Raw genomic sequence first — 25,030 nt, forward strand, 5'->3', positions numbered from 1 at the left:
AGGGCGGCGACGGGCATTTACTGCTTCAGCCGCTCGGTCAGCTCCCGGAGAATGTCCTGCACGGCGGCGGCGGGATCGGAGAGCGATGCGTGTTCGGACACGCAGAGCGACAGCGTCTCCTCGATCTTCGGCGAGATGCTCCGGGAAACGATCGGCCCCGTTCCCTCGGACACGATGCGGTCGGCGACTGCCTTGGGCATGATGGTCGCGCCGAGACCGGTGCCGACGGCACGCGCCAGCGTCCGGATGACCTCGACCTCGCCGATCACCGTCAGATTGGTGCGGCTTCGCGAGAAGGCGGTCTCCACCGCCCGGCGCACGAAATTGTAGGGCGGCGGCAACAGAAACGGCAGGGATTCGAGCGCTGAAATCGCAATCGGGGTGTCGCTGGCTTCGATGCCGAATTTCTCGTGCGCGACAAGGTAGAAATCCTCCCGGAGAAGGGGGGAGAACCGCAGGCCTTTCATCGGGCCGGCGCCGTGGATCAGCGCGATTTCAAGCCGGTTGTTCATCAGCATCTGGCTGTATGTCTGCCCGACGCTCTCGGTGAGGTGAAGCATGATGCCCGGATGGCGACGCCTTGTTTCCGCCAAAAGCTCGAAGGAGAGCGTTGCGGCACCGCTGAACGGCGTGAGGCCGACGGAGACCCGGCCCGCGAGGTGCTTGCCCGCCGCGACCACATCGGCGTGAGCCTGTTCCATCTGACGCAGGATGATCTGGGCGTGCCGATAAAGCTCGGCGCCGGCATCCGTCATGACGACGCCTTGCTGGCTTCGTATGAGGAGCTTCGTTCCGAAGTGTTCCTCGAGTGCGGCGAGCTGCTGGCTGAGTGCTGGCTGCGCGATGTGGAGTATATCGGCAGCTCTTGTGATGCTGCCGGTATCAACGATCACAACGAACGATTTGAAACGCCTGATATCCATTCGAGATTGATGCTCACCATTGCAGCCGACCGGCATGTTACAGCCTGACTGTTAGTTTACAACAGCTCCCCTCCCAAGCACTTTTTACGCGGAAAACGCTGTGGCGGAAGCGCCGCTCACTGGCCTTCGGCTATGAAAACATGTGGATTCATCCAATGGAATCAATGTCCCGATGCAGCTCAATACCCCTCATAAGATAGGCTTATCCCTCCAAAGATAATCGGAATTATCGCGCGACGGAAAGGTCGGCTAAGGTTCCGCAAACAAAAGGGAACAGTGATGCCATTCTCCGATTATAAGACCGCACTGGTCACGGGTGCCTCCTCCGGAATTGGGGCGGCTATCGTCGAGCGCCTTTGTGCCGAGGGGCTTGAGGTGCATGCGGTTGCGCGCAATGGCGATCTTTTGCAGAAGCTGGCGGAGCGCACCGGCTGCGTCGCCCATGTGATCGACGTCACTGACCGGGCGGCGCTTGCGGATCTGACAAAACGCGTTCCGTTCGACATACTCGTCAACAATGCCGGCGTCGATCGTCCCAAGAAATTCCTGGAAGCTGAAGACGGCGACATTGATCTCCTTGTCGACGTCAACCTGCGCGCGGTCCTTCATCTCTGCCGCATGGTGGTGCCGGGGATGGTGGCGCGCGACCGCGGTCATGTCATCAATATCTCGTCGATCGCCGGCGCCTATAATTTCGGCGGCAATTCCTCCTATCATGCGACGAAGGCGGGCGTCAGCATGCTGTCGAACCAGCTGCGTCTCGATGCCTTCGGCAAGCGGGTGCGCGTGACGGAAATCTGCCCCGGCCGCGTCGCCACCGATATCTTCGCGCATGTGCATGGTGACAGCCCCGAGATACGCGAACGCTTCATCGATGGTTTCGAACTCCCCCAGGCGAAAGATATCGCCGATGCTATCGCCTTTGCGATCGCAGCACCAGTCGCCGTGAACATCGGCCATATGGAAATCACGCCGACCCTTCAGGTGATGGGTGGCTTGCAGACGGCAAAGCCCCAGTCTCCGAAGCCCCTGTCTTCCAAGCAAGGGGAATGAGGCGGTGGGCAAGCTCGATCTCTCCGCGATCCTGAGCAATCCAGAATATGTCTCGATGCTGCTGCACGGCGTCGAGATGACCTTTGTTGTCGCCATCGGTTCCTGGCTTCTGGCGATGACCCTTGCCATGCTCCTTCTCGGCCTGCGATACGCTCCTGGCCCGATCGGCAATGCCGTCGTCACCGCCTATGTTTCCTATCACCGGAACGTCCCGACGCTGGTGCAGCTGATGCTCTGGTATTTCGGCATTTTCGCCTTGATGCCGCAGCCGGTCACCGATTGGCTGAACGATCACAATGCCGAGGCGACCTTCGCGATCATTGGGCTAGGCCTGTGTCAGGCCGCCTATTTCAGCGAGGATCTTCGCTCCGGCCTGCGCTCGGTGAACCCCGGTCAAATGGAAGCGGCGCGTGCGCTCGGGCATGGATATATTTCCGCCATGCGCTTCGTGATGATCCCGCAGGGGATCAGAAATGCGCTGCCCGCGCTGATCAATCATAGCGTTTCTCTGTTCCAGAACAGCAGTCTGGCGGTCGCGATCGGCGTTGCGGAACTGACCTATGCCGTCAAGGAAGTGGAGAACCTCAGCTTCCTGACTTTTGAGACCTATCTGCTGGCGACGGTACTCTACCTTGCCTTCTCGCTGATGATCATGACTGCCGGGGGATACGTCACCCGGAGAACCGATCCGGTCAGGAGTGGACGGGCATGATTGGCGACATCATCCAGATCATCCACGACTACTGGCTGCTGCTGCTCGTCGGACAATATCCGAACGGCCCGATCGGCGGGCTTGCCGCGACGCTGATCCTCTCGATCCTGGCAATCGCCTTTGCTTTTCCCTTCAGCATTCTCCTGGCCCTTGCCCGGCTTTCGAAGTCGCCGCTTCTGAATTGGCCGGTCACGGCGCTGGTTTATTTCACGCGCGGCGTGCCGCTGCTGATGCTCATCCTCTGGGGCTATTTCCTCGTTCCCCTCATGACGGGCGCCGACGTTCCGAGCTTCGTCACCATGCTTGTGACGCTGGTCGTCTATCAGGGCGTCTTCCTGAGCGAAGTCGTGCGCGGCGGTATTCTTGCCCTCGGGCACGGCCAGCTGGAGGCGGCACGCGCGCTTGGACACAGCTATTTCGGCGCCATGCGCTACGTCGTCCTGCCGCAGGCGCTGTACAACGTCATCCCGAGCATCCTTTCGGTTCTGGTGTCGACGATAAAGGACACGACGCTCGGATACGTGATCAACGTGCCGGACCTCACCTTCGCGGCCAACCAGATCAACAACCAGCTCCTGACCCAGCCATTCCAGGTCTTCTTCATCCTGGCGGCCGTCTACTACGTGATCTGCTGGTCGTTGACCCAGGTGGCATCGGTTCTGGAGCGTCGGATCACCCGCAAGCGCGCCGGCACGGCTGCACAGAAGCCCGAGAACGTCCTGCAACTTAAAGCTCTTACGGATCAGTCGCTATGACCCTCGCCCAGTCCTCCCAGAATCCGCCCATGATCCGGCTGTCCGCGGTGCGCAAGTCCTATGGCCATTTCGAAGTCCTCAAGGGGATTGATGCCGAGGTGGCGCGCGGCGAGGTCGTCGTCGTCTGTGGCCCGTCCGGTTCGGGAAAATCCACCTTGATCCGGACGGTGAACCGTCTCGAGGAAATCGCCAGCGGATCGATCACCTGCGACGGCAATGACATGCACGGCTCGGTGCCCGCCAGCGAGATGAACCGCCGACGCAGCCGCATCGGTTTCGTGTTCCAGAATTTCAACCTGTTTCCGCATCTGTCGGTTCTCGACAACATCGCGATGTCGCCGATCCGGGTGAAGGGTGTTGCGCGTGATGTCGCCCGCAACAAGGCAAAGCAGCTTCTCGACAGGGTGGGGCTGGCCGACAAGGCAGGCGCTTTTCCCGCCCAGCTTTCCGGCGGGCAGCAGCAGCGGGTCGCGATTGCGCGTGCTTTGGCCATGGAGCCGCCGGTGATGCTCTTCGACGAGCCGACAAGCGCGCTGGATCCGGAAATGGTCGGCGAGGTGCTCGCGGTCATGAAGAGCCTGGCAGCCGACGGCATGACGATGATGTGCGTCACCCATGAGATGGGATTTGCCCGCGATGTGGCCGATCGCGTCTGGTTCATGGATGACGGGCTGATCCTCGAGGCGGCGCCACCGAAAGAATTCTTTTCCAACCCGCAACATGCGCGTGCTCAGCGGTTTCTCGCTGATTTGCGGCATTGAATTTCGTCCAACCCACAGGAGACTTTGCAATGAACATGACGTCATGGACCCTAAGCATCGCGCTCGCAGCAACAGCGCTAGCCGGGTCGGCGAATGCGGATCAGCTGGCTGATATTATGACGGCGAAGGTGATCCGTTGCGGAACCTTTGCCGATGTTCCTCCTTTTGCATCTCCGGATCCGAAAACGCGTGAGATGGTCGGCTTCGACGTCGATCTCTGCGGCGCGATCGCCCAAGCACTCGGCGTCAAGCCGGAGATCAAGCCGGTTTCCGTCGAAGCGCGCGTTCCCGAAGTCAAGCTCGGTCATGTCGATATCGCGGTTGCCAATCTCGCCTACACCGTCAGTCGCTCCGAGCAGATCCAGTTCAGTGACCCTTATTACCTGGCTAAGGAAATGCTGATCGTCAAGGTCGGCGATGCCGGCCAGAAGAAGGCCGATTTTGCCGGCGTTCGCCTGGCATCGACCAAGGGCTCGACCTCGGAACTCTCCATCCGCCTCAACAAGTCGCAGCCGCTGACCTTCCAGGATACCGGGTCGGCCTATCTTGCCGTCCAGCAGGGCAAGGCACGCGGCATGGTCGCCAACACGATGACGACGACGAAGATCGTCAATGAATCGAAGACCAAGGGCGCCGAGATGCGGATGATCGACGAGCCGATGCTTTATCAGCCGATCGGCATCGGCATGAAAAAGGACGAGCCGGCGCTGACCGCGAAGATCAACGAAGTCCTGGTCTCGCTCGACAAGTCCGGTGAGATCAACAAGATCTGGGACAAGTGGCTCGGCCCGAATACCGAGTACAAGATGACCCGCACGGACAAGGTCGTCCCGATCACCGAACTGAAGTTCGATCCGATCCCGTAATTTTGCGAACGGGGCGCGAATGCCCCGGCGCTCTTGGCGATGCAGCCGGCTTCTTGCCGCGCCGTATCGCGACCGCACGACGTTTTCAGCCTGCCCGATGAAGCAGGCGTGCAATTGCTAATTTGTCTGGAGGACCATGAAGTGGTGATACTGAAGCAGAAGATCGATCGTCCCAGCCAGGAAGAGATCGCGGCCATCGCGAAATTTTCGCCGGCGACCCTTCACGAAGCGCAAGGGCGTCGCGGCGCTCTGTCTTCCCGGATCAAGCCGATCGACTACCGGATGAAGCTCTGCGGACCCGCCTTTACCGTCAAATGCGCGCCGCGTGACAACATCATGCTTCAAGTGGCGATCAACTACGCCCAGCCCGGCGACATCATCGTCGTCTCTGCCGGCGAATATGAAGAGGCCGGCTCATTTGGCGACGTGCTCGCCAATGCCTGCCTCGCCAAGGGCATCGGCGGACTGGTGACCGACACGGGCGTGCGTGACACTCTGCAACTGCGCGATCTGGGTTTCCCAGTGTTTTCGCTGAGTGTCTGCATCAAGGGCACTGTCAAGGAAACGCTCGGCGCCACCAACGAGCCGATCCTGATCGGCGACGAGATCGTCCATCCGGGCGACATCATCGTCGGTGATGCCGATGGCCTGGTTGTGGTGCGCAAGTCGGAGGCATTCGAGGTGGCGAAGCTGTCACAGGCCAGGGAAGATGCCGAAGCGGGCTACATCGCAGCCTACAAGGCCGGAAAGTCGGTGGTCGAGGTCAGCAATCTCGAAGCCGTGCTGAAGGCCAAGGGCCTGGTGATCGAAGGCTGAAAAGCCAAGGCCTGCCGTTCGCCAGGCGCGCGGCAGGCCTCATTCTTTTTTGATGTGGGATGGAGGCGTGCGAGCGCGCCAGACCTTACACGACCTAAGCGTTGGTTCCCGGCAGCCCGAAAGCCTGTTGGAAATATCGCCTGAAGGCCAGCATCTGTGGCGAGAATTCGCTGTTGGCTCGCCATGCCAGCCCGACATCCATCGGTGGAACGGGGTCCTGGATATTGACCGTTTCGATACGCCGGCCTTCCAGCGACCAGGGCCTGTGGACCATATCGGAGAGGATGGCGACGCCGAGGCTGTTGGCGACCATCGATCGAACAGCCTCGATGGAGCTCGTCCGCAGCAGGACCTTTGGCTGATAGGGGGTGCCGCTCCAATATTTCAGCGAGGAATGTGCCGCCTCATCAACGGTCAGCATGATGTAGGGTTCTGTGGCGATCTCGCGAAGGCCGACGCCGTCGCGTCTCAACAGATTATGTTGCGCCGGCACCCAAAGGCGGCGAACGGAACTTAGAAGCGTCTCCGTGGTCAGCATCGGGTTCAGGATATTCGAGGTCAGCAGCACGGAAATATCGTAGCGGTTGGACAGCAGCCCTTCCTCGATGGTCTCGCGATTGACCTCGTAGAGCTGGATACGCAGCCGCGGATACAGGCGTCGCATCCGCTCGATATGGAGAGGCAGGAAGTATCCGATCACCGTATAGGTCGCGGCGACGACCAGATCGCCTTCGATATCGCTGCTGACGAGATTGAGATGGGTGGCCTCGTCAACCTTCGCCAATATTTCATAGGCATGGGAGAGAAACTGCCGACCGGCGGCCGTTAATTCCATTCCCTGCGGCGTTCTGTTGAACAGCATGACGCCCACGGTCAGTTCGAGATCCTTGATCGCCGCCGTCACGGCGGACTGCGAGATCGAAAGGTTCATCGCGGCATGGGAGATCTGACCGTATTCGGCGGTTGCGACGAAGTATCGAAGCTGGCGCAGGCTGAGGCTCAACGTCTTTTCCTCTATCGGTTAATCTGAAAAATTCTCGAACTAAATCAGATATCGCCGCCGTAACTGCTGGCGGACAACGATGTAATTCAATGCAGTCTGACTAACAAGCTGAATTTATTTGAATAATTCTGCCAGCTTTTTGTGCGGCAATATCAATTTATCAGATAATGCCATATTGAAAATTGTATTTTTCAAATTCCGTTTTTCCTCCTAGCGTTTTGTTGCGGTCGCAGCTCCGAATATGCATGAGGAAATACGCTTGAAAGAAGTCGTCGACATTAATTGTGATATGGGAGAGGCCTTCGGCCGGTGGCGTATCGGCGATACGCGCGACGAACATCTCATCCCGCTCATCAGTTCCGCCAATATCGCTACCGGCTTTCATGCCGGCGATCCGAACCTCATGGATGAGACGGTGCGATTGGCCGCCGAACACGGGATCGGTGTCGGCGCGCATCCGGGCTACAACGATCTGCAGGGCTTCGGCCGGCGGAAAATCAACGGGACCAGCAAGGAAATCGTCAACGACCTGATCTATCAGGTGGGCGCGCTGCGGGAATTTGCCCGCCGTCATGGCGTGCCGGTTCAGCATGTGAAACCGCATGGCGCTCTCTATATGGAGATGGCGGCCAACGCCGAGCTCTCTCGGATTTTCATCCAGTATATGCACACGGTAGCTCCGAGTACGCCCATCTTCTGCATGGCAGCCTCGGCAACGCATATAGCCGCCCAGGAAGTCGGACAGCCGACGGTGCGCGAGTTTTATGCGGACCGCGACTATGGCGACAATGGCTGGATTGTTTTCACCCGCGACGCGGGACGCCCTGATCCCAAGGCCATTGCGAGGAAGGTTCTGCGTGCCTGCACCGAAGGCAAGGTCCGCACGGTGACCGGCGCCGACATCGATATCGAGTTCGAATCCATCTGTTTCCACTCGGACACGCTGGGAGCGCTGGAGATTGCCCGTGAGATAAGAGCGGCCCTCGTCGGTGCGGGGGTCCGGATAGCACCCGTTTCCCAATTCCTGAACAATGAGATAGCGCGGAGGCCACATGAGTAAGCTTGAGATCAAATCGCCCCTTCCGGGAACATTCTACAGGGCTTCCTCTCCGGACACGCCAGTCTTCAAGGCAGATGGCGATGCCGTTTCGGCCGCCGACACGATCGGCCTTATCGAGGTCATGAAGACCTTCCAGCAAATTCCGGCCGGCCTCGACGGCAAGAACATCAAATTTCTCGTCGAGAATGAAGAGCCTGTCATGGCCGGGCAGGTCATCGCCGAGGTCGAAGCATGACCATCCGGTCCGTGCTCATCGCCAATCGCGGCGAAATCGCCGTGCGGATCATCAAGGCGGCAAAGGCACTCGGCATCCGCACGGTCCAGGTCCATAGCGCCGCGGACGCGGATATGCTGGCGGTCAGGCTTGCGGACGAGGCCATCGATATCGGGTCGCCGGCGCCGAAAAAATCCTACCTGAACATCGAAGCGGTGATAGCCGCCGCAAAGGCATCCGGCGTCGACGCCGTGCATCCGGGCTACGGCTTCCTGTCCGAAAACGGTGATTTCGCCGATGCCGTCGAGGCGGCAGGCATGGTCTTTATCGGCCCCTCCGGCGATGCGATCCGCACGCTCGGCGACAAGGTGGCGGCGCGACAGGTGGCGGCAAAAGCCGGCGTTCCGACGGTGCCTGGAAGCGACGGGCGGGTCGCCGGCCTTGACGAGGCGAGGACGCTTGCGGCAACGATCGGCTTTCCGGTGATGATCAAGGCGGCGGCCGGTGGCGGTGGGCGTGGCATTCGCATCGTCGCCGACATTGCCGAGCTGGAGCAACAATTTCCGCTTGCCTCGGCCGAGGCGCTCGCCGCCTTCGGTGATGGTGGCCTCTATATGGAAAAGGTCATCACCCGCGCCCGGCATGTCGAGGTGCAGATCTTCGGAGACGGGCAGAATTTCGTGCATTTCTTCGAACGCGAATGCTCGCTGCAGCGCCGACGCCAGAAAGTCTGGGAAGAGGCGCCTGCCTTCCTGCTGCCCGCCAATGTACGCGAGCGGCTTTGCGGAAGCGCCGTGGCGCTCGCCCGCGAGGTCGGCTATCGCGGCGCCGGCACGGTCGAATATCTCTACGACGACGAGACGGGCGATTTCTATTTCATAGAGGTCAACACCCGCATCCAGGTGGAACATCCGGTGACCGAGATGATCACCGGTTTCGATCTGGTGCAGGAAATGTTCAAGGTGGCGGGTGGCGCGGCCCTTTCGGTATCTCAGGACGATATCAGGCCGAGCGGCCATGCGATCGAGTGCCGTATCAACGCCGAGGATCCGTTCAAGGCGTTCCAACCGTCGCCGGGAACGATCACGAAACTCTCCGTTCCCGAGGGCGAGGGCATAAGATTCGATACGATGCTCTATGAGGGCTACACGATCCCGCCCTTCTACGATTCCCTGCTCGGCAAGCTGATCGTGCATGCCGAGACGCGTGAGGCCTGTCTTACAAAGTTGGACATCGCGCTTCAGGCGCTCGTCATCGAAGGCGTGCCGACCACGGTGCCGTTGCACCTGGCACTGACGCGTGACGCGAGCGTTGCCAAGGGCGCATTCCATACCCGCTTTCTCGAACACTGGCTGGAGAACGATTTCGTTGCTCTGGCCGGCCGGACCCAGGAGGTTGACTGATGCCTGCACGCTATACATTCGGAGGTGACGAACATCTCTTCGTCGAATGCAGCGATGAGATGTCGCTCGAGGCCTTCTTCAAGAGCCTGTCGATGGCAACCGGCGTTCGGGACAGTGCCATCAAGGGCGTCACTGAGATCTGCCCGGCCAATGCCTCCTTTCAGGTCAAGTTCAACCCGGATCTGATCAAGCCCGATGATCTTCTCAAGGAGGTGCGGGCGATCGAAGGAGCGGCCGAAAAGGCCGAACCGGTGATCAAGACGCGCATCGTCGAGATACCGGTCTTCTACAACGACCCCTGGACGCACGAGACCCTGATGCGCTTTCGTGAGCGCCATCAGGAGCCGTCCGGCACCGATCTCGATTATGCCGCGGGGATCAACGGCTACGGCGCGGTCGACGATTTCATCGCGGCCCATGCCGGCTCGCCCTGGTTCGTCTCCATGGTCGGTTTCGTTGCCGGCCTGCCGTTCATGTACCAGATGGTCGAGCGCCAGCGGCAGATCGAGGTTCCGAAATACCTGCGCCCCCGCACCGATACGCCACGGCTGACGGTCGGCCATGGCGGCTGCTTCGGCTGCATCTATTCGGTGCGCGGCGCGGGTGGCTACCAGATGTTCGGCATCACACCGATGCCGATCTTCGACCCGACGCAGACGACGAGCTATCTGCGCGACTTCATGGTGTTCTTCCGCCCGGGCGATATCGTCAAGTTTAAGCCGATCGATCGTGACGGCTACGACAAGGCGGTCGAGGAGGTGGACAAGGGCCTCTTCAGCCCGCCGATCCGCGAGGTCAGCTTCGATCTCAGGCAATATCAGACCGATATCGACGGCTACAATGCCAAGCTGGAGGGCGTGCTCTATGGCCATTAAGGTTCTTCATCATGGCCTGGCGACCACCGTCCAGGATCTGGGCCGGCCGGGCTATTTCCACCTCGGCATTCCCGTTGGCGGCGCGATGGATCGCTATGCCATGCGCGCCGCAAACCGCCTCGTCGGCAATGACGAGGGTGCTGCCGGCCTGGAGGCTGTGTTCATGGGGCCGCAGCTGGAATTCTTGCATGACGCGGTGATCGCGGTGACTGGTGCCGACATGCCGGCCAAGATCGACGGCGTTTCCCAGCCGGGATGGACCGCATTGAAGATCAAGGCCGGCCAGGTCTTGAGTTTCGATTTCCTGAAGTCCGGCGCGCGCATCTATATCGCGGTGTCGGGCGGCATCGACGTGCCCGTGGCGCTCGGCAGCCGTTCGACCTATCCGATCGGTGCGCTCGGCGGCTACAAGGGTAGAGCGCTAGCGGTGGGCGACGAGCTCCCGCTCGGACAAGGCTCCGTGGTACAGGAGGGCCGGTCAGTCGAAGAAGGCCTGCGCCGCAGGCCCGGCACGCCCGCTGAGCTGCGGGTCCTGCCCGGGCTCTACTGGGACCGCCTGACCGACGAGGCCAAGACGAGCTTCTTTGCCGATCCATGGAAAGTTGCGCCCGAAGCCGACCGCATGGGCTATCGCTTCCGTGGTGGCCGCAAGCTCGAATTCGTTGAGCGCAAGCAACCCTTCGGCGCCGGCTCGGATCCCTCCAACATCGTCGATAGTTGCTATCCCTACGGTTCGATCCAGGTGCCCGGCGGCACCGAACCGATCATTCTGCACCGCGATGCCGTCTCCGGTGGCGGTTACTTCATGCTCGGCGCAGTGATCTCCGCCGACATGGATCTGATCGGACAGTTGCAGCCGCATACGCCGACCCGGTTCGTCAAGGTGACGATGGAAGAGGCGCTCGCGGCAAGGGCCGAGCGGCAGGCGCTGATCGAGCGCATGCGCGCTTGCCTGATGTGAGGGGAAAAGCGATGGCCGTCTTCTCCGCCCTGCGTCCACGACAGAGCACGCAGCCGTTCAGCGGCCGCCGGCTCCTACTCGAGAACGCGCGTCAGATAGGCGGCCGTCACGCTCGGGCCGGGAATGATCGCAACGATCTTCATTTGGGCGATCATGCGTTTCACCGAGGCGTCAAGGTGGCTTTCCATCATAGCGGCGGCGGCGCTCACGGCGCCGCGCAGCAGCAGTTCCGTCACCAGGCGAAGCTCGGTGATGACAGCGGGATCGCCCGGCAGGCCAAGTCGCCGCAACAGCCGCTCGGTTGCCGTCACCGGCAGAAGATTATTGCGGATGGATTCCTTCAATCGCTCATTCGGCGTCGCCAGAATGCAGATATCGATGAAATCCGCATAAATGGCTTCCAGAGCCTTGAGATGATCGGCGATGTCGTGCCTTTCCAGTTCGGACAGGCGCTGAAAAAGCTCGCTCAGCCTGCTGCGATCAACACATCCGGCCCCGGCGATCAGCGCCTGGGGTTCGAGCATGCCGCGCAGCACGAAATGATCCTTGATCATCTGCGCCGTCAGCGGACCGGCGATCCAATGGGACGATTGGTTCTTGCGCACGAGACCGCGCTCGCGCAGGCGCGTCAGCACATCGCGCACCACGGTGCGGCTGACGTTGAAATGATTGGCCAGCTCGATCTCGATGATACGGTATTGCCCGAAGACGACGCAGCCGGCCACGTCGGCCTCGACGGTGTTGTAGATCCGCTCCCAGGAGGAGCGGCTTTGCAGCGCTTCGTCGGCATGGCGCGGGATGGTCAGGCCCAGCGTCTTGATGTCGGTGCGGTTCGGTTCGATGCCCTGATCGGCAGGCCCAACGAGATAGCCACGGCCATTGAAGCGATGCACGAGCCCTTCGCTTTCAAGGGCCTGGAGGGCCCGTTGAACAGGCGCGCGCGAAATCTGAAGAATCTCAGCGATCGGACCCTCGAGAAGCACGACGCCAAGCGGCAGTGTGCTGTCCTCGATGTTGCTGCGCAGAACATCCTCCGCGATCTCATAGCGCTTCTGCGCGTTGGGTCGTGCGCCGTATTCTGTCATCTCAGTCAATGTGCCCACACCATTCCGATGCCTCACTCTTACGCTATTTATAGCGGTAAAGTAGCTCAAAAATAAATGGTTATTGAATACAAAGTCTGATTTTTATTCGGTGCTTATGCGAGTGGATGGCGCGATCGGATTGCGGCGCCGTGCCGGTATGTGCCCGATTTTACGGAATCTCTGCACGAAGGTCGCGGTCCGTCGACTCTTCGGCGGGTGCTGTACGCGCTGAATTCTAGCGAATTCACCGGCTGTGGTGCGTGTGTCTTGGTCTGTCGCAGCGCCTGTGGTTCAGCGTTCGCAGTTTTAACCATTGCCGCATTTCATTTTGTCAAAAAAAGTCTATTGAATACAAAAATCATTTATGCAATGCTTCAAAACATCAAGGCGCTCGTCAGAAGCGCTACAGGTGGAACTCGTTGAAACGCCAAGGAACATCTCTTTGAGGCGCATGTGATGCATGCGTGACGGCTGACGTCCAACGCTCGGATCGATCCGGTTCCGAGCCGCGGCGGAGCTTTGCCCAAAGGATGGTCCTTGCCTGGAACTGGTAGGAATTCGGTGTCGACCGTTCTTCAACTCAAGCAAGTCGCCAAGTCCTATGGCGGCGTACCGGCGCTGGCCTCGGTGGATTTTTCCCTGCCAGGTGACGCCTATATCTCGCTGCTTGGCCCCAGCGGCTCCGGCAAGACGACGCTGCTGCGCGTCATCGCCGGTTTCGAGGAGCCGGATTCCGGTTCGATCCTGTTTCAGGGCGAACGTCTCGACGGGGTTGAGCCGCATGCGCGCGGCATCGGTTTCGTCTTCCAGAACTTTGCTCTTTTTCCCCATCTCTCGGTCACCGATAACGTCGCCTTCGGGCCGCGCAACAGGAAGGTCGATCCGGTCACGGATGCGAGCGTCGTCAATGCAAGGGTCCGCGACATGCTGGCTCTCGTCGGGCTCAAGGGCTTGGAGGATCGCGCCGTCACGCAGATATCGGGCGGCCAGCGCCAGCGCGTTGCATTGGCGCGCACCCTGGTGACGGAGCCGAAGATGGTGCTTTTGGACGAGCCGCTTGGTGCGCTCGATGCCAATTTGCGCAGCCGCATGCGAACCGAGCTGAAGACGATCCGTGAACGCTGCGGAGTCACCTTTCTGCATGTGACGGGCAGTGAGTCCGAAGCGCTGGCGATGGGCGACATGGTTCTGGTGCTCGATCAGGGCCGCATTGCGCAGGCGGCGACCTCCGACGTGATCTACAATCGTCCGGCCTCGGCGGCTGTGGCGCGCTTTCTCAATTGCTACAATCTGTTTGCCGGCGATGTCGTCGACGATCACTTCGTCAGCCAGACCGGACGTTTCCCGCTGAACGCTTCGCTGAGGAAAGCGCCGCAGCCGGGCTATGCCATCCGCCATGATCGCGTTGCCATCCGCCCTTTCGATGCGGCGATTTCCACTGAAGAAATCCGCATCGACGGCGATTTCATCGCCAGCGAATATTCTGGCGCGGCCATCAATTCCTTCTTCGCGCTCGATGATGGGCGCGTCTTCGAGGTCGAGTCGCATCTCAGCCATTCGCGCCCGCCCGCCTTTGTCGAAAAGAGCCGCTACGCGCTGGTCTGGAAAAAGGAGGACGCCCTTGTCTTCGGCTGACATGCGCTTCCTGCACCGACCCCACGGATCTGCCCAGGAGAACGAGAGATGACCATGGTCGTAACGAGCGAGGATGCCGTGCAGGAGACGACGGTCACGCGCCGTCCATCGAGAAAGGCTCTGTGGCTGCTGGCGCCGGGCGTGCTCTGGATGCTGCTCTTCCTGGTGCTGCCGCTTTTGATGATGGTCTATGTCTCCTTCTGGACCCAGACGACCTTCAAGATCGAGCCTACGCTGACCCTGCAAAGCTGGATCACATTTCTCACGAGTCCGACCTATCTCGGTGCGCTCTGGACCACCGTCCGCATCTGGCTTCTCGTGCTGCTGTCGACCCTCGTCGTCGGCTATCCGGCAGCGCTCTTCGTCGGCCTTCTCGTCAAGAACAAGACATTGCAGACCGTCCTTCTCGTCCTTTGCGTGATCCCCTTCTGGACGTCGTTCCTGATCCGCGTTCTTGCCTGGCGGCCGATGCTCGGCACCGAAGGCGCGATCAACATGATCCTGATGAACCTCGGCATCATCCATCAGCCCATCGAGGTGCTGCTGTTTTCCGAGCTGTCGGTGATCATCGGCATGACGCAGATCTATTGCGTCTTCATGGTCGGTCCGATCGCCTTCATGCTCGGCCGCATTGACGCTTCCGTCATCGAGGCCGCCCAGGATCTCGGTGCTGGTTTCTGGCGCATCTTCCGCACGATCATCTTGCCGCTTTCCCTGCCGGGCGTCGTCGTCGGCGCGATCTTCGTGTCGGTCATGGTGCTCGGCGAATTCGCCACTTCGGCGGCGCTGTCGGGCCGCAAGGTCAACCTGTTGGGCAACATCATCGTTACCCAGGTCGGCTCGTTGAAGTGGGCCTTTGCGGCGGTGGCCGGCGTCGTGCTGACGATCATCATGGGGGCGGTTGTCGCCGTGCTTCTCAAGATCGTTGATCTGAGAAAGGAGCTTTGATCATGAACGCAAGCGGCATCAAGCTCGGCCTCGGCGTCTACACTACTCTCTTCCTCGTCTTTCTCTACGGACCGCTAGTGGTTCTGGCGATCCTGTCGTTCCAGACCGGCCCGGAGGGCGGCCCGCAGTTCCCGATCATCGAATGGTCGACCTATTGGTATCGGCATCTGTTCGGCCTGACGCCGCCTTCGCGCATCGCGCCGCTGCCAATCGATCAGTCCCTGATCCGCTCGCTGGTGCTTGCGGTGATGACCATGATCGTCTCCACGGTGCTCGGCGTGACCTCCGCCCAGGCCTTCCGGCGCAAATTCCGCGGCTCCGGTGTCGTCTTCTACCTGATCGTTCTCGGCATGATGGTGCCAGGCGTTCTGGTGGGGCTCGGCATGGCGCTGGTTGCCAATACATTCGGCATCGATCGGCATTGGTGGAGCACGGCATTCGTCCTCCACGTCGTCTATACCTTCCCCTTCGCCTTCCTGGTGATGTTGGCGATCTTCAACAGGTTCGATCCAAGCATGGAGGAAGCCTCCTGGTCGCTCGGCGTGACGCCGGCGCGGACATTCCGCAAGGTCACCTTTCCGCTGATTTTTCCCGGCGTGCTCTCGGCCATGCTGTTTGCCTTCACGCTCTCCTATGATGAATTCTCGCGCACCTTGTTTGCGTCCGGTCGTGAATTGACGCTGCCGCTGGCGATCTACGGCACCTTCTCGGTCGAGGTTCATCCCAACGTCTTCGCCTTCGGCGTCCTGACGACCCTGTTTTCCTTCGCGCTGCTTGGCACCTACGCCACCCTCATGGGGCTGTCGGTTCGTCGCGCCAGGCGCATCCGTGTTCAGGAGGACGCATGATGACGAGAAAACCTTCGGCGATTGTCACGGGTGCGGGTTCCGGCATCGGCCGGGCGATCGCGCATAGGCTTGCCGCTGACGGCTATGCGGTGCTGGTGAATGATCTGTCGCTCGATCGCGCGCAGGCTGTTGCGAACGAAATCGGCAAGGCGGGCGGCTTGGCCAGTGCCGCCGCTAGCGACGTTTCCCGGCCCGAGGATGTGGCCGCGATCCATGCCGCTGCCGTGGCGCGACATGGTGAGGTCGATCTCCTCGTCAACAATGCGGGCATCGTGCATCAGGCATCCTTCGAAAACCTCGCGCTTGAGGATTTCGACCGGATGTTCGCCGTGCATGTGCGCGGCACGTTCCTGATGACCAAGGCGGTTCTGTCGTCGATGCTTGAACGCGGCGAGGGCGGCATCATCAATGTCGCCTCCCAACTCGGTCAGATCGGTGGCATCGAGCTGGTTCACTATTCCGGCGCCAAGGCGGCGATCATTGGCATGACCAAGGCGCTCGCCCGTGAGGTTTCCAGCCGCGGGGTGCGCGTCAATGCCGTCGCCCCCGGGCCAATCAACACGCCGCTGGTGCTGGGCCTTTCGGACGAATGGCGCGAGCGCAAAAAACGTGAACTGCCGCTCGGCCGGTTCGGCGAACCGGAGGAGGTGGCCGCGACAGTTGCCTTCCTCGCATCTCCCGCCGCCAGCCTTTTTGTCGGCCAGACGCTGGGGCCGAACTCCGGCGATGTGATGCTCTGAAAGGAAGATGGATATGACAACGACTGAAAAACGCATCGTGATCGTCACCGGCGCCGGCATCGGGATCGGCCAGGCGACGGCGAAGGCCTTCGCGGCTCTTGGGGATCATGTCGTCGTGACGGATATCTTGACGGCGGAAGGCGAGGAAACTGTCCGCGACATCGTCGCCTCCGGCGGGTCGGCCGAGTTCCAATTCTATGATGTCCGCTCGACGGAGGCCACCAATGCGCTGGTCGTGGATCTGGAGGCGCGGTTCGGCAGGATCGATGTCATCGTCGCAAATGCGGGCATTGCCCATCGCACGCCGCTCGAAAACCTCAGCGACGACAAGTGGGATCTGACATTCGATATCGATCTGAAGGGCATTTTCCGGCTGGTGCGTGCAGCCGCAACCGGCATGAAGCGCCGCAAGTCGGGGAGCATCGTTGCACTCTCTTCCATCATGGGCGTCGCCTATGGCTGGGATGAGCATGTGCATTATTCCGCCGCGAAATCGGGTGTCGTCGGGCTCGTCCGAGGGCTGGCGGTGGAACTCGCCAGGGACGGCGTGCGGGTCAATGGCGTCGCGCCTGGCTACATCCGCACCGCGCAACTGCTCTCCGAAGAAAATTCGCTGGGTGCCGAAGGTGCCGAGAAGGTTCCGGAATTGGTCCCCTTGGGTCGAATCGGCGCTCCCGATGATATCGCCGACGTCATCGCATTCCTTGCGTCGAATGGCGCGAGATACATGACCGGCCAGGTTCTGGTCGTGGATGGCGGCCTCCTCGTGGGCCGTTACTGAATCGCGGAGATCCCGGCGGCAACCTGCCGCCGAGCAGCTGGCGATACGACAATGAAAGAAGCCCACAGCGGCTTCAGGGAACAGCAAACAACACTGGAGAACAGAAATGTCCAAAATGGAAATGAATAGACGCTCTCTGTTGAAGCATTCCGCCGGCGTGATGGCTCTTGCCGCCATCGGTGGCGGGACGTCCTTGCTCTCGTCGCGCGCCGCCTTTGCGCAGGCCGCCAATCTTGCCGGCGAGCAGCTGCGCACCATCGGCCTGTCGGTCACCGTACAGGAGCGCATCCTCGCCGACTTCCGCAAGGCAAGCGGTGTCGGCCAGACCTCCGGCACGGCGGCGACCTTCCCGGATGCGCAGACGAAGATCCTGTCCGGCTCCAAGGATTACGATTGCTGGGAGATCATCGCCGAGCGCCTGCCGTCGATCGTCATGACCAACAATGTCGAGCCGGTCCCGGCGGCCTCGCTGAAGAACTGGGCCAATATCCGCGACACCTTCACCAAGCCTTCCGACAAGTGGGGCGACAAGCAGCAGATCGTCGGCCAGATCTGGGCCGATGACGCCCAGACCACGCTGAACATGGTTCCGGCGGTCTATAACTATGACTCCATCGGCTACAATCCGGATGTTCTCAGCGCCGAGGAAGCCAATAGCTGGGCGGCACTCTTCGATCCCAAATGGAAGGGCAAGTCGGGCCTCAACACCGATCCGCTGATTGCCTTCGGCCAGGCCATCATGGCGATGAACACGCTCGGACTTCTGAGCGTGAAGAACCCCGGTAATCCGAGCACGGCGGAAATCGACGAAGCCGCGAAGTTCCTCGTTTCCAAGAAGAAGGACGGCCAGTTCCGTGCGCTTTGGGGTGATTTCGGCGAACTGGTCAATCTGATGGCCTCCGGCGAGATGGTTGTCTGCGACGCCTGGCAGCCGGCCGTCATGGCCGTCAAGGCGCAGGGCAAGCCCTGCAAATACGCCGTGCCGAAGGAAGGCTATCGCGGCTGGGCGATCGGCCCGTCGATGATCGCTGGTACGACCAACAAGGAGGCCGTCATCGCCTACGCCGATTACTGGCTCTCGGGGGAGCCGGGTATCACCGTCTCCGAGCAGGGCTATTACTCGCCGTCCACCAACATCAAGAACGTCATGGCACCCGACAAATATGCCTTCTGGTACGAGGGCAAGCCCTGGGTCGGTGCGGCGGAGCGCGGCATCAAGGAAGGCGATCTGCGCGACGGCGGCTCGCTGGAAGAACGCGCCAAGAACGTCGCCTATTGGCACCAGTGGCCCGACGAATACGACCATCTCGTCCAGAAGTGGGACGAGTTCCTGAACGCCTGACGCAATGCCGGAGCGGCCTACCGCTCCGGACCTGAAACGCGAGGAGACCGGCTGGCGGTCTTCTCGCCCGCGCCTGGAGAATGGTTATGATTTACGACCTGGAACTCATCAATGTCGGCAAGGTCTACGACAACGGCACGCCGGCCGTCGCCGATTTCAATCTGACGGTCACCAAGGGCGAATTCATCGCCTTCCTGGGTCCGTCTGGCTGCGGCAAGACGACGACGCTGCGCATGATCGCCGGCTTCGAGACGATTTCCTCCGGCGACATGATGATCAAAGGCGAGCGGATGAACGATGTCCGACCGCAGAACCGGCCGACGTCGATGATCTTTCAGAATTACGCACTCTTTCCGCACATGACCGTTCGCCGCAATGTCGGCTACGGCCTTGAGGTCAAGGGTATCGCAAAACCTGAGCGCGATGCCCGCGTCGACCGGATTCTGGCGACGCTCGGGCTGGAGGATATTGCGGAGCGTAAGCCGGACAAGCTTTCGGGTGGCCAGCGCCAACGCATCGCGCTTGCCCGCGGTCTCGTCGTAGAGCCCGACGTTCTGCTGCTGGACGAGCCGCTCGGAGCCCTTGACGCCAATCTGCGCAAGGCGATCCAGAACGAGCTGAAGCTTCTGCAAAAGAGGCTTGGTGTGACCTTCGTCTTTGTCACTCATGCCCAATCCGAGGCGCTGGCGCTTTCCGACCGGATCGTGGTGATGAACCAGGGCCGGGTCGAGCAGATCAGCCCGCCGCATCAACTCTATACCCGGCCGAACACGCCATTTGTCGCGCAATTCATCGGCCGCAACACGATCTTTCATGGCGAGGTCGCCGGCATCGAAGGGGAGAACACTGTCGTGACTACCCCGCTCGGCCTGTTGTCGGGTCGCCCCAACGGCGCGGTTGCCGGTAAGGGGAAGGTCGAAATCGTCATCCCGTCCGAGGCGATCGAGGTGCATGCCAGCGAAGGCGCGGACCGCCAGCGAATCGCCAGTGCTTTCGGCGGCAATGTCGTCGGTGCCCGGATCGAGCGTTTCGACGTCGTCGGCCATATCTCACACCTGACCGCCAGTCTTCCCGACGGACGCTCGCTCGCGCTTGAGGCGCATGTCGACAAATACCGGCCCGGCACCTTTGCGGTCGGCGCCGGCGTGTTGCTCGCCTGGAACCCGGCGGAAGCAACCGTCATTCCCGCTTACTAAAACCATAGAAACCCAAGGAGGTACTTCCCATGGCGAAAGAAATTCTCTGCAGTTTTGGCGTCGACGTTGATGCCGTGGCCGGTTGGCTTGGCTCGTATGGCGGCGAGGATTCGCCGGACGATATTTCCCGCGGCCTTTTTGCCGGGGAAGTCGGCAGCCCGCGGCTGGTCAAGCTGTTCGAGCGCTTCGGCATCAAGACGACCTGGTTTATTCCCGGCCATTCGATCGAGACCTTTCCCGAGCAGATGCAGGCCGTGGCCGACGCCGGCCATGAAATCGGCATCCATGGCTACAGCCACGAAAATCCGATCGCGATGACGCGCGAGCAGGAGACCGAAATCCTCGATAAATGCATCGAGCTTGTCACCAAGCTTTCCGGCAAGCGCCCGACCGGCTATGTCGCGCCCTGGTGGGAATTCTCCAACGTCACCAACGAGCTGTTGCTCGAGCGCGGCATCAAATACGACCACTCGCTGATGCATAAGGATTTCACGCCGTATTATGTGCGTGTCGGCGATAGCTGGACGAAGATCGACTATTCGAAGAAGCCGTCCGATTGGATGGTGCCGTTGAAGCGCGGACAGGAAACCGACCTGATCGAAATTCCCGCCTCCTGGTATCTCGACGACCTTCCGCCGATGATGTTCATCAAGAAGGCCCCGAACAGCCATGGCTTCGTCAATCCGCACGATATCGAGCAGATGTGGCGCGATCAGTTCGACTGGGTTTATCGCGAGATGGACTATGCCGTCTTCCCGATTACCATCCATCCCGACGTTGCCGGGCGCCCGCAGGTGTTGATGATGCTCGAGCGGCTCTATGCCCATATGATCAAGCATCCCGGTGTGAAATTCGTTACCATGAACGAAATCGCCGACGACTTCGCCGCGCGCTTTCCGCGCAAGAAGTAACAAGCGGCAAGGCTCGTCAGGAGGTAGACACCATCATGTGCTCGCTCTGCGGTGTTCTCGGCGGCAATGAACACTGGACCGACGCTGCGGCGCGGCCGGGGGTGTTTACGCGCAATGACAGCCGTCTCGACCGGCGGCGGGAGCGGGCCAACCGTGTCGCCGCCGCCAATCGCATGCTTTCGGCCTTCGGCCTTGTTCTGTCGGATTGGCAGGGCGCCTCGTTCGTCCTTTCCACCAAGACCGGCAAGAGCGAAATCGTCGAGGATCTGGGGCATCTCTGGCCGGCGGCCGAGCGGCTTGTCGGCCGCCCCTGCGATCCGCTCGATCCCGGCCTGATCGCCCGTATGGAGGCCAGCCGTGACGCATGACGAGCCCGGCTTCGTGACCGTCAACCTCCTCACCGGCTTTCTGGGGTCGGGAAAGACGACGCTGCTCAGACGGCTGCTTGCGGAGGACGCCTTTGCCGATGCCGCCGTGCTGATCAACGAGTTCGGAGAGATCGGCCTCGATCATCACCTGATCGAGCGGATCGACGACGAGATCGTGCTGCTGCGCTCTGGATGCGTGTGCTGTACCGTTCGCGGCGAGCTCGCAGACGCGCTCAAGGATCTCTATTCCAAGCGCGAACGGGGGCTGGTCCCGCCGTTCCGGCGCGTCATCATCGAGAGCACCGGGCTGGCCGATCCCTTTCCGGTCCTCTCGACCATCAAGGCGGATCCGATCCTCAGGCATCATTTCCGGCCCGGAAGCGTCGTGACGGCGGTGGATGCCGTCAACGGGCAGCGTCAGCTCGATACCTATATCGAATCCAACCGGCAGGCGGCGATTGCCGACCGGCTTGTCATCACCAAGACCGATCTCGCCACGGACAGCGAGAGATCTGCGCTTGAAAGCCGCCTGCGGCGCATCAATCCCGATGCGCTCCTCGTCTGTGCTGGGGATGACGATCTGGATTTGTCCTCGCTGTTACAGGACGCTGCCACGATGCGCGGCGATCATGTCCAGTCGCCGAGCGGTTTTTATTGCGAGGAGCCGGTCTGGCTTACCAATGCCGACGGCGCTCCGCATCGCGCCGCGATCTCTTCCGTCACGATGACGGTGGACCGCCCGATCGACTGGACGGCATTCGGCATATGGCTGACCATGCTGCTCAATCGCCATGGCGAGCGGGTCCTGCGGGTCAAGGGTATTCTCAATCTTGTGGGCGAGGAACGGCCGGTTGCCATTCATGGCGTGCAGCACCTTGTCCACACGCCGGTTCACATGGAAGCTTGGCCGTCTGATGATCGGAGCTCCCGCCTGGTTTTCATTCTGGACGGGCTCGACGGAGAGGTGTTGAAACGGTCCTTCGAGGCTTTTACGCTGGCGGGCGTGGTAAGCGATGGGGTAACCAGGCCACGTCTGGCCATCCCGGCGGAATAGGATAAATCATTCCTGCATGAACAAGCATCAGTCTCCGGCAAAGGCCACTTCCGCACCCGCGCTGCATCTGGCCGGCCGGCCGAAATTGCGCATTCTCGGGACAGCCATTTCGCTGCTCGAGGAACTGCGCATTCGGGCTCAGGACGATCTCGGCATCGAGGTAACATTCGACAACAATGATTTCCTCACCACCCAGTACAAGGCGGCGAAGGAGCCCGAGACCTACGACATCTATGATCAGTGCTTCCACAATCTCGATATCGTCTGGCATTGGCGCGCGATCCAGCCGGTCGATACGAAGCGCATCGTCCTGTGGGACGAGATCAACGATCTGACCAAGACCGGCCATATCGGCCCCAACCCGCGGCTGGGGCTCGGCGATGTGCCGGCGCGCAAGCTGTATGTGCAGCCGAACCTGGCGCTCGGCGACACGCCCTCCCGTTTCATCTCCATGCTGCCGACCACCCATAATTTCGACAGTTTCGCCTACCGAACTGACCTCGTGGACAATGCCGTCGCCATGCATTCCTGGGGCGCGCTTTTCGATGAGCGATGGGCGGGCCGGGTCGCTCTGGTGGACGAACCGGCCATCGGCATTTTCGATGCCGCATTGGCCGCGCAGGCCGCCGGCCTGATGTCCTTCGACGATATCGGCAACATGTCGATTACGGAAATCGACCAGTTGATCGACCTATTGGAAGAGCGGAAGAAGGCGGGCTTCTTCCGTGGCTTCTGGCAGACGGCGGAGGATGCGGCCCGCCTGATGATGGCTGGTGATACCGCAGTTCAAAGCATGTGGTCGCCGGGCATCGGCATATTGAATTCCAAGGGCGTTCCGGTCGAACAGGCGGTGCCGGCGGAGGGTTATCGCGCCTGGCACGGTGGTCTATGCCTTTCGAAGAGCCTGAGTGGGCGCCTGCTTGATGTCGCCTATGATTATCTGAACTGGTGGCTCTCGGGCTGGCCGGGGGCGGTCGTTGCCCGCCAGGGCTATTATATCTCCACCCCGCAGCGCTCCCGCCAGTACATGACGTCGTCGGAATGGGATTACTGGTATGAGGGTCTTGCCGCCGCCGAAGATCTGCCCGGCCCTGATGGTCTGACGCGGATAAAGGCGGGCTCGGTCAGAAGCGGCGGATCCTATTGGCAGCGTGCCAATTGCATTGCGGTCTGGAATACCACTATGGATGAGCACAATTATCTCGTCCGCCGATGGATGCAGCTCGTCGGTCGATAAGGAGAAGAGGGTCATGGCATATTCACATCTGGGCAAATCGATCGCACAGCTGTCCGTTCTGCTGCAATCGGGAGCGCTCGATCCCGTCGCGCTGGCCGAGGAGAGCCTGGACGCGATCCGGTCCCATAAGGATCAGGCCATCTTTATCAGCCTGCTTGAGGAGCGGGCGCGCGAAGAGGCTGCTTCCGCCTCGAAGCGGCTGCGAGACGGACGGTCGCGCGGGCTTCTCGACGGTATTCCCATCGCCTGGAAGGATCTCTTCGCCATCCGCGGGCTGCCGACGACGGCAGGATCCACCGTTCTCGCGCGTGAAGCCCCTGCAAGCGAGGACGCCGATATCGTCCAGGCGCTGGCGGAGGCTGGCATGGTGAGTGTCGGCCGGGTCAATATGAGCGAGTTTGCCTTTTCCGGCCTTGGCCTCAACCCGCATTATGGCACGTCGCTCAACCCGCTATCCAAGGATGTCGAGCGCGTGCCGGGCGGCTCCTCGTCGGGTTCGGCCGTTGCCGTAGCTGCCGGCCTCGTGCCGGTATCGATTGGAACGGACACGGGTGGGTCGGTGCGTATTCCATCCGCCTTCAATGGTCTGGTCGGCTACAAGGCAAGCCGTGGTCGCTACAGCATGGCTGGCGTTTTTCCCCTGGCGACTAGTCTCGATTCGCTCGGTCCTCTCTGCCGCAGCGTTCAGGACGCTATCTGGGTCGATGCGGCGATGCGGCGGCTTACTGCGCCTCAGATCGTTCGCGCCAGCCTGAAGGATATTTCGCTGGTCGTGCCCGAAACGATTGTCATGGACGATATCGAAGATGGCGTTCGCCAGGCCTTTGACGCCGCTATCCTGAGATTGCAGCAAGCCGGCGTACGGGTGCGCCGGGCGGCATTCCCGACCTTCAGCGGCGTCTTCGACTTGATGGCGAAGCATGGTCCGATGGTGACGGCCGAGGCTTACGCACTCCACTATGATCGGCTTTCCGGGCCTGACGCCACGGCCATGGATCGCCGCGTGGTGGCCCGCACATCGCTGGGACAGAAGATTGGCCTGATCGATTATATCGCGCTGCTGAAGGGGCGAGAACGGCTGATCGAGGAATTTGCGACGGCCACCGCGCCGAATGAGTTCATCGCCTATCCAACGGTCGCCCATGTGGCGCCGCCGCTTGCGCCTCTGCGCGATGATGATGATCTTTTCGTAAAGACGAATGCAAAGACCCTGCGCAACACGTTGATCGGCAATTTCCTTGATGGTTGCGGCGTATCTCTGCCTTGTGGTACTGGCGATGGCGGCATGCCGGTTGGCTTCCTATTGTCGGCTAAGAGGGATAGGGATGAAACACTGTTGGCGGCTGCTCTTGCCGTCGAGCAGGTCGTTCGTTCCAGCCCCTGATCGGTTAAGCGACGAAGCAGCTATCGCTTGCGTAAGGGAACAGCAGTTGCTTAAATCTTGGTGCGCAAATCTATTAAAATTATCGTCTTTTTGATTTCC

At 60.8% G+C, this 25,030-nt stretch carries 26 protein-coding genes; 23 read left to right on the forward strand and 3 right to left on the reverse strand.

The window, feature by feature from the left end; translation table 11 throughout:
- Positions 1-17 precede the first annotated feature (17 nt).
- Positions 18-923, reverse strand: coding sequence for a nitrogen assimilation transcriptional regulator NAC (nac, locus tag RRH01S_RS08415; protein WP_012649320.1), 906 nt, complete (start codon positions 921-923; stop codon positions 18-20).
- 279 nt (positions 924-1,202) lie between these two features.
- Here nac and RRH01S_RS08420 point away from each other — a divergent pair, with 279 nt between their 5' ends.
- The 6 genes from RRH01S_RS08420 to RRH01S_RS08445 all read left to right on the forward strand — a co-directional run bounded on the left by RRH01S_RS08420 (position 1,203) and on the right by RRH01S_RS08445 (position 5,886).
- Entirely contained in the window at positions 1,203-1,976 is a 774-nt protein-coding gene (locus tag RRH01S_RS08420; protein ID WP_042470908.1) for an SDR family oxidoreductase, read from the forward strand.
- Between the two features lie 4 nt (positions 1,977-1,980).
- On the forward strand, positions 1,981-2,688 hold the full coding sequence (locus RRH01S_RS08425) for an amino acid ABC transporter permease (protein ID WP_012649322.1): 708 nt from the start codon (positions 1,981-1,983) through the stop codon (positions 2,686-2,688).
- Complete coding sequence (locus RRH01S_RS08430) at positions 2,685-3,443, forward strand: amino acid ABC transporter permease (RefSeq protein WP_012649323.1); 759 nt, start codon at positions 2,685-2,687, stop codon at positions 3,441-3,443. The genes RRH01S_RS08425 and RRH01S_RS08430 overlap by 4 nt, the downstream gene beginning before the upstream one ends.
- Positions 3,440-4,204 (forward strand): amino acid ABC transporter ATP-binding protein, encoded by a 765-nt coding sequence (locus RRH01S_RS08435; protein WP_007689376.1) that lies wholly within the window; start codon positions 3,440-3,442, stop codon positions 4,202-4,204. The genes RRH01S_RS08430 and RRH01S_RS08435 overlap by 4 nt, the downstream gene beginning before the upstream one ends.
- Positions 4,205-4,233: 29 nt before the next feature.
- Positions 4,234-5,070, forward strand: a complete 837-nt coding sequence (locus RRH01S_RS08440; protein WP_012649324.1) for an ABC transporter substrate-binding protein — start codon at positions 4,234-4,236, stop codon at positions 5,068-5,070.
- A 141-nt stretch (positions 5,071-5,211) separates the two neighbouring features.
- A complete protein-coding gene (locus tag RRH01S_RS08445) occupies positions 5,212-5,886 on the forward strand; it encodes a 4-carboxy-4-hydroxy-2-oxoadipate aldolase/oxaloacetate decarboxylase (protein ID WP_034522376.1) in 675 nt (224 codons plus the stop codon).
- A gap of 94 nt (positions 5,887-5,980) precedes the next feature.
- Here RRH01S_RS08445 and RRH01S_RS08450 read toward each other — a convergent pair whose 3' ends face one another.
- Complete coding sequence (locus RRH01S_RS08450) at positions 5,981-6,889, reverse strand: LysR family transcriptional regulator (protein ID WP_012649326.1); 909 nt, start codon at positions 6,887-6,889, stop codon at positions 5,981-5,983.
- A gap of 259 nt (positions 6,890-7,148) precedes the next feature.
- On the opposite strand from RRH01S_RS08450, the gene RRH01S_RS08455 reads away from it, so the two are divergent.
- Genes RRH01S_RS08455 through RRH01S_RS08475 form a run of 5 tightly spaced genes read left to right on the forward strand, consistent with a single transcriptional unit; the run spans position 7,149 to position 11,402 of the window.
- On the forward strand, positions 7,149-7,949 hold the full coding sequence (locus RRH01S_RS08455) for a 5-oxoprolinase subunit PxpA (RefSeq protein WP_037222015.1): 801 nt from the start codon (positions 7,149-7,151) through the stop codon (positions 7,947-7,949).
- Positions 7,942-8,184: an acetyl-CoA carboxylase gene (locus tag RRH01S_RS08460; protein WP_012649328.1), complete on the forward strand. Its 243-nt coding sequence runs from the start codon at positions 7,942-7,944 to the stop codon at positions 8,182-8,184. Before RRH01S_RS08455 ends, RRH01S_RS08460 begins: the two co-directional genes overlap by 8 nt.
- Positions 8,181-9,566: an acetyl-CoA carboxylase biotin carboxylase subunit gene (locus RRH01S_RS08465; protein ID WP_012649329.1), complete on the forward strand. Its 1,386-nt coding sequence runs from the start codon at positions 8,181-8,183 to the stop codon at positions 9,564-9,566. Before RRH01S_RS08460 ends, RRH01S_RS08465 begins: the two co-directional genes overlap by 4 nt.
- Positions 9,566-10,441, forward strand: a complete 876-nt coding sequence (locus tag RRH01S_RS08470; RefSeq protein WP_042470913.1) for a 5-oxoprolinase subunit B family protein — start codon at positions 9,566-9,568, stop codon at positions 10,439-10,441. The genes RRH01S_RS08465 and RRH01S_RS08470 overlap by 1 nt, the downstream gene beginning before the upstream one ends.
- Positions 10,431-11,402 (forward strand): 5-oxoprolinase subunit C family protein, encoded by a 972-nt coding sequence (locus RRH01S_RS08475; RefSeq protein WP_042470916.1) that lies wholly within the window; start codon positions 10,431-10,433, stop codon positions 11,400-11,402. Before RRH01S_RS08470 ends, RRH01S_RS08475 begins: the two co-directional genes overlap by 11 nt.
- Positions 11,403-11,476: 74 nt before the next feature.
- Here the strand turns inward: RRH01S_RS08475 and RRH01S_RS08480 are convergent, their stop codons facing one another.
- Positions 11,477-12,487 carry a GntR family transcriptional regulator gene (locus RRH01S_RS08480; RefSeq protein ID WP_042470919.1) on the reverse strand — a complete coding sequence of 337 codons (1,011 nt, stop codon included), beginning with the start codon at positions 12,485-12,487 and terminating at the stop codon, positions 11,477-11,479.
- 561 nt (positions 12,488-13,048) lie between these two features.
- Here RRH01S_RS08480 and RRH01S_RS08485 point away from each other — a divergent pair.
- The 12 genes from RRH01S_RS08485 (at position 13,049) to RRH01S_RS08540 (ending at position 24,931) form a co-directional block, all read left to right on the forward strand.
- Positions 13,049-14,122: an ABC transporter ATP-binding protein gene (locus RRH01S_RS08485; protein ID WP_042470923.1), complete on the forward strand. Its 1,074-nt coding sequence runs from the start codon at positions 13,049-13,051 to the stop codon at positions 14,120-14,122.
- A gap of 48 nt (positions 14,123-14,170) precedes the next feature.
- Positions 14,171-15,070, forward strand: coding sequence for an ABC transporter permease (locus tag RRH01S_RS08490; protein WP_374188747.1), 900 nt, complete (start codon positions 14,171-14,173; stop codon positions 15,068-15,070).
- Between the two features lie 2 nt (positions 15,071-15,072).
- Positions 15,073-15,918 carry an ABC transporter permease gene (locus RRH01S_RS08495; protein WP_012649335.1) on the forward strand — a complete coding sequence of 282 codons (846 nt, stop codon included), beginning with the start codon at positions 15,073-15,075 and terminating at the stop codon, positions 15,916-15,918.
- Complete coding sequence (locus RRH01S_RS08500) at positions 15,918-16,658, forward strand: SDR family NAD(P)-dependent oxidoreductase (RefSeq protein WP_034522644.1); 741 nt, start codon at positions 15,918-15,920, stop codon at positions 16,656-16,658. Before RRH01S_RS08495 ends, RRH01S_RS08500 begins: the two co-directional genes overlap by 1 nt.
- Positions 16,659-16,671: 13 nt before the next feature.
- Positions 16,672-17,439: an SDR family NAD(P)-dependent oxidoreductase gene (locus tag RRH01S_RS08505; protein ID WP_034522641.1), complete on the forward strand. Its 768-nt coding sequence runs from the start codon at positions 16,672-16,674 to the stop codon at positions 17,437-17,439.
- 106 nt (positions 17,440-17,545) lie between these two features.
- A complete protein-coding gene (locus RRH01S_RS08510) occupies positions 17,546-18,781 on the forward strand; it encodes an ABC transporter substrate-binding protein (RefSeq protein WP_037222021.1) in 1,236 nt (411 codons plus the stop codon).
- Between the two features lie 86 nt (positions 18,782-18,867).
- Positions 18,868-19,977 carry an ABC transporter ATP-binding protein gene (locus tag RRH01S_RS08515; protein ID WP_007689410.1) on the forward strand — a complete coding sequence of 370 codons (1,110 nt, stop codon included), beginning with the start codon at positions 18,868-18,870 and terminating at the stop codon, positions 19,975-19,977.
- A 29-nt stretch (positions 19,978-20,006) separates the two neighbouring features.
- Positions 20,007-20,888, forward strand: a complete 882-nt coding sequence (locus RRH01S_RS08520; protein WP_007689414.1) for a polysaccharide deacetylase family protein — start codon at positions 20,007-20,009, stop codon at positions 20,886-20,888.
- A 35-nt stretch (positions 20,889-20,923) separates the two neighbouring features.
- Positions 20,924-21,256: a hypothetical protein gene (locus tag RRH01S_RS08525; RefSeq protein ID WP_012649340.1), complete on the forward strand. Its 333-nt coding sequence runs from the start codon at positions 20,924-20,926 to the stop codon at positions 21,254-21,256.
- Entirely contained in the window at positions 21,246-22,310 is a 1,065-nt protein-coding gene (locus RRH01S_RS08530; RefSeq protein ID WP_041723220.1) for a CobW family GTP-binding protein, read from the forward strand. Before RRH01S_RS08525 ends, RRH01S_RS08530 begins: the two co-directional genes overlap by 11 nt.
- A gap of 16 nt (positions 22,311-22,326) precedes the next feature.
- Positions 22,327-23,547, forward strand: a complete 1,221-nt coding sequence (locus RRH01S_RS08535) for an ABC transporter substrate-binding protein (protein WP_012649342.1) — start codon at positions 22,327-22,329, stop codon at positions 23,545-23,547.
- 13 nt (positions 23,548-23,560) lie between these two features.
- Entirely contained in the window at positions 23,561-24,931 is a 1,371-nt protein-coding gene (locus RRH01S_RS08540) for an amidase (RefSeq protein WP_012649343.1), read from the forward strand.
- Positions 24,932-25,030 lie beyond the last annotated feature (99 nt).

It is taken from the genome of Rhizobium rhizogenes NBRC 13257 (assembly GCF_000696095.1).
GTDB lineage: Bacteria > Pseudomonadota > Alphaproteobacteria > Rhizobiales > Rhizobiaceae > Rhizobium > Rhizobium rhizogenes.

What these genes read in the sequence shown, in the direction of transcription:
- RRH01S_RS08480 (WP_042470919.1), bottom strand. Translation starts at nt 12,487, where the DNA reads ATGACAGAATACGGCGCACGACCCAACGCGCAGAAGCGCTATGAGATC.
- RRH01S_RS08515 (WP_007689410.1), top strand. Translation starts at nt 18,868, where the DNA reads ATGATTTACGACCTGGAACTCATCAATGTCGGCAAGGTCTACGACAAC.
- RRH01S_RS08430 (WP_012649323.1), top strand. Translation starts at nt 2,685, where the DNA reads ATGATTGGCGACATCATCCAGATCATCCACGACTACTGGCTGCTGCTG.
- RRH01S_RS08460 (WP_012649328.1), top strand. Translation starts at nt 7,942, where the DNA reads ATGAGTAAGCTTGAGATCAAATCGCCCCTTCCGGGAACATTCTACAGG.
- RRH01S_RS08465 (WP_012649329.1), top strand. Translation starts at nt 8,181, where the DNA reads ATGACCATCCGGTCCGTGCTCATCGCCAATCGCGGCGAAATCGCCGTG.
- RRH01S_RS08435 (WP_007689376.1), top strand. Translation starts at nt 3,440, where the DNA reads ATGACCCTCGCCCAGTCCTCCCAGAATCCGCCCATGATCCGGCTGTCC.
- RRH01S_RS08440 (WP_012649324.1), top strand. Translation starts at nt 4,234, where the DNA reads ATGAACATGACGTCATGGACCCTAAGCATCGCGCTCGCAGCAACAGCG.
- RRH01S_RS08420 (WP_042470908.1), top strand. Translation starts at nt 1,203, where the DNA reads ATGCCATTCTCCGATTATAAGACCGCACTGGTCACGGGTGCCTCCTCC.
- RRH01S_RS08510 (WP_037222021.1), top strand. Translation starts at nt 17,546, where the DNA reads ATGTCCAAAATGGAAATGAATAGACGCTCTCTGTTGAAGCATTCCGCC.
- RRH01S_RS08520 (WP_007689414.1), top strand. Translation starts at nt 20,007, where the DNA reads ATGGCGAAAGAAATTCTCTGCAGTTTTGGCGTCGACGTTGATGCCGTG.
- nac (WP_012649320.1), bottom strand. Translation starts at nt 923, where the DNA reads ATGGATATCAGGCGTTTCAAATCGTTCGTTGTGATCGTTGATACCGGC.
- RRH01S_RS08470 (WP_042470913.1), top strand. Translation starts at nt 9,566, where the DNA reads ATGCCTGCACGCTATACATTCGGAGGTGACGAACATCTCTTCGTCGAA.
- RRH01S_RS08525 (WP_012649340.1), top strand. Translation starts at nt 20,924, where the DNA reads ATGTGCTCGCTCTGCGGTGTTCTCGGCGGCAATGAACACTGGACCGAC.
- RRH01S_RS08505 (WP_034522641.1), top strand. Translation starts at nt 16,672, where the DNA reads ATGACAACGACTGAAAAACGCATCGTGATCGTCACCGGCGCCGGCATC.
- RRH01S_RS08535 (WP_012649342.1), top strand. Translation starts at nt 22,327, where the DNA reads ATGAACAAGCATCAGTCTCCGGCAAAGGCCACTTCCGCACCCGCGCTG.
- RRH01S_RS08490 (WP_374188747.1), top strand. Translation starts at nt 14,171, where the DNA reads ATGACCATGGTCGTAACGAGCGAGGATGCCGTGCAGGAGACGACGGTC.
- RRH01S_RS08495 (WP_012649335.1), top strand. Translation starts at nt 15,073, where the DNA reads ATGAACGCAAGCGGCATCAAGCTCGGCCTCGGCGTCTACACTACTCTC.
- RRH01S_RS08475 (WP_042470916.1), top strand. Translation starts at nt 10,431, where the DNA reads ATGGCCATTAAGGTTCTTCATCATGGCCTGGCGACCACCGTCCAGGAT.
- RRH01S_RS08500 (WP_034522644.1), top strand. Translation starts at nt 15,918, where the DNA reads ATGACGAGAAAACCTTCGGCGATTGTCACGGGTGCGGGTTCCGGCATC.
- RRH01S_RS08540 (WP_012649343.1), top strand. Translation starts at nt 23,561, where the DNA reads ATGGCATATTCACATCTGGGCAAATCGATCGCACAGCTGTCCGTTCTG.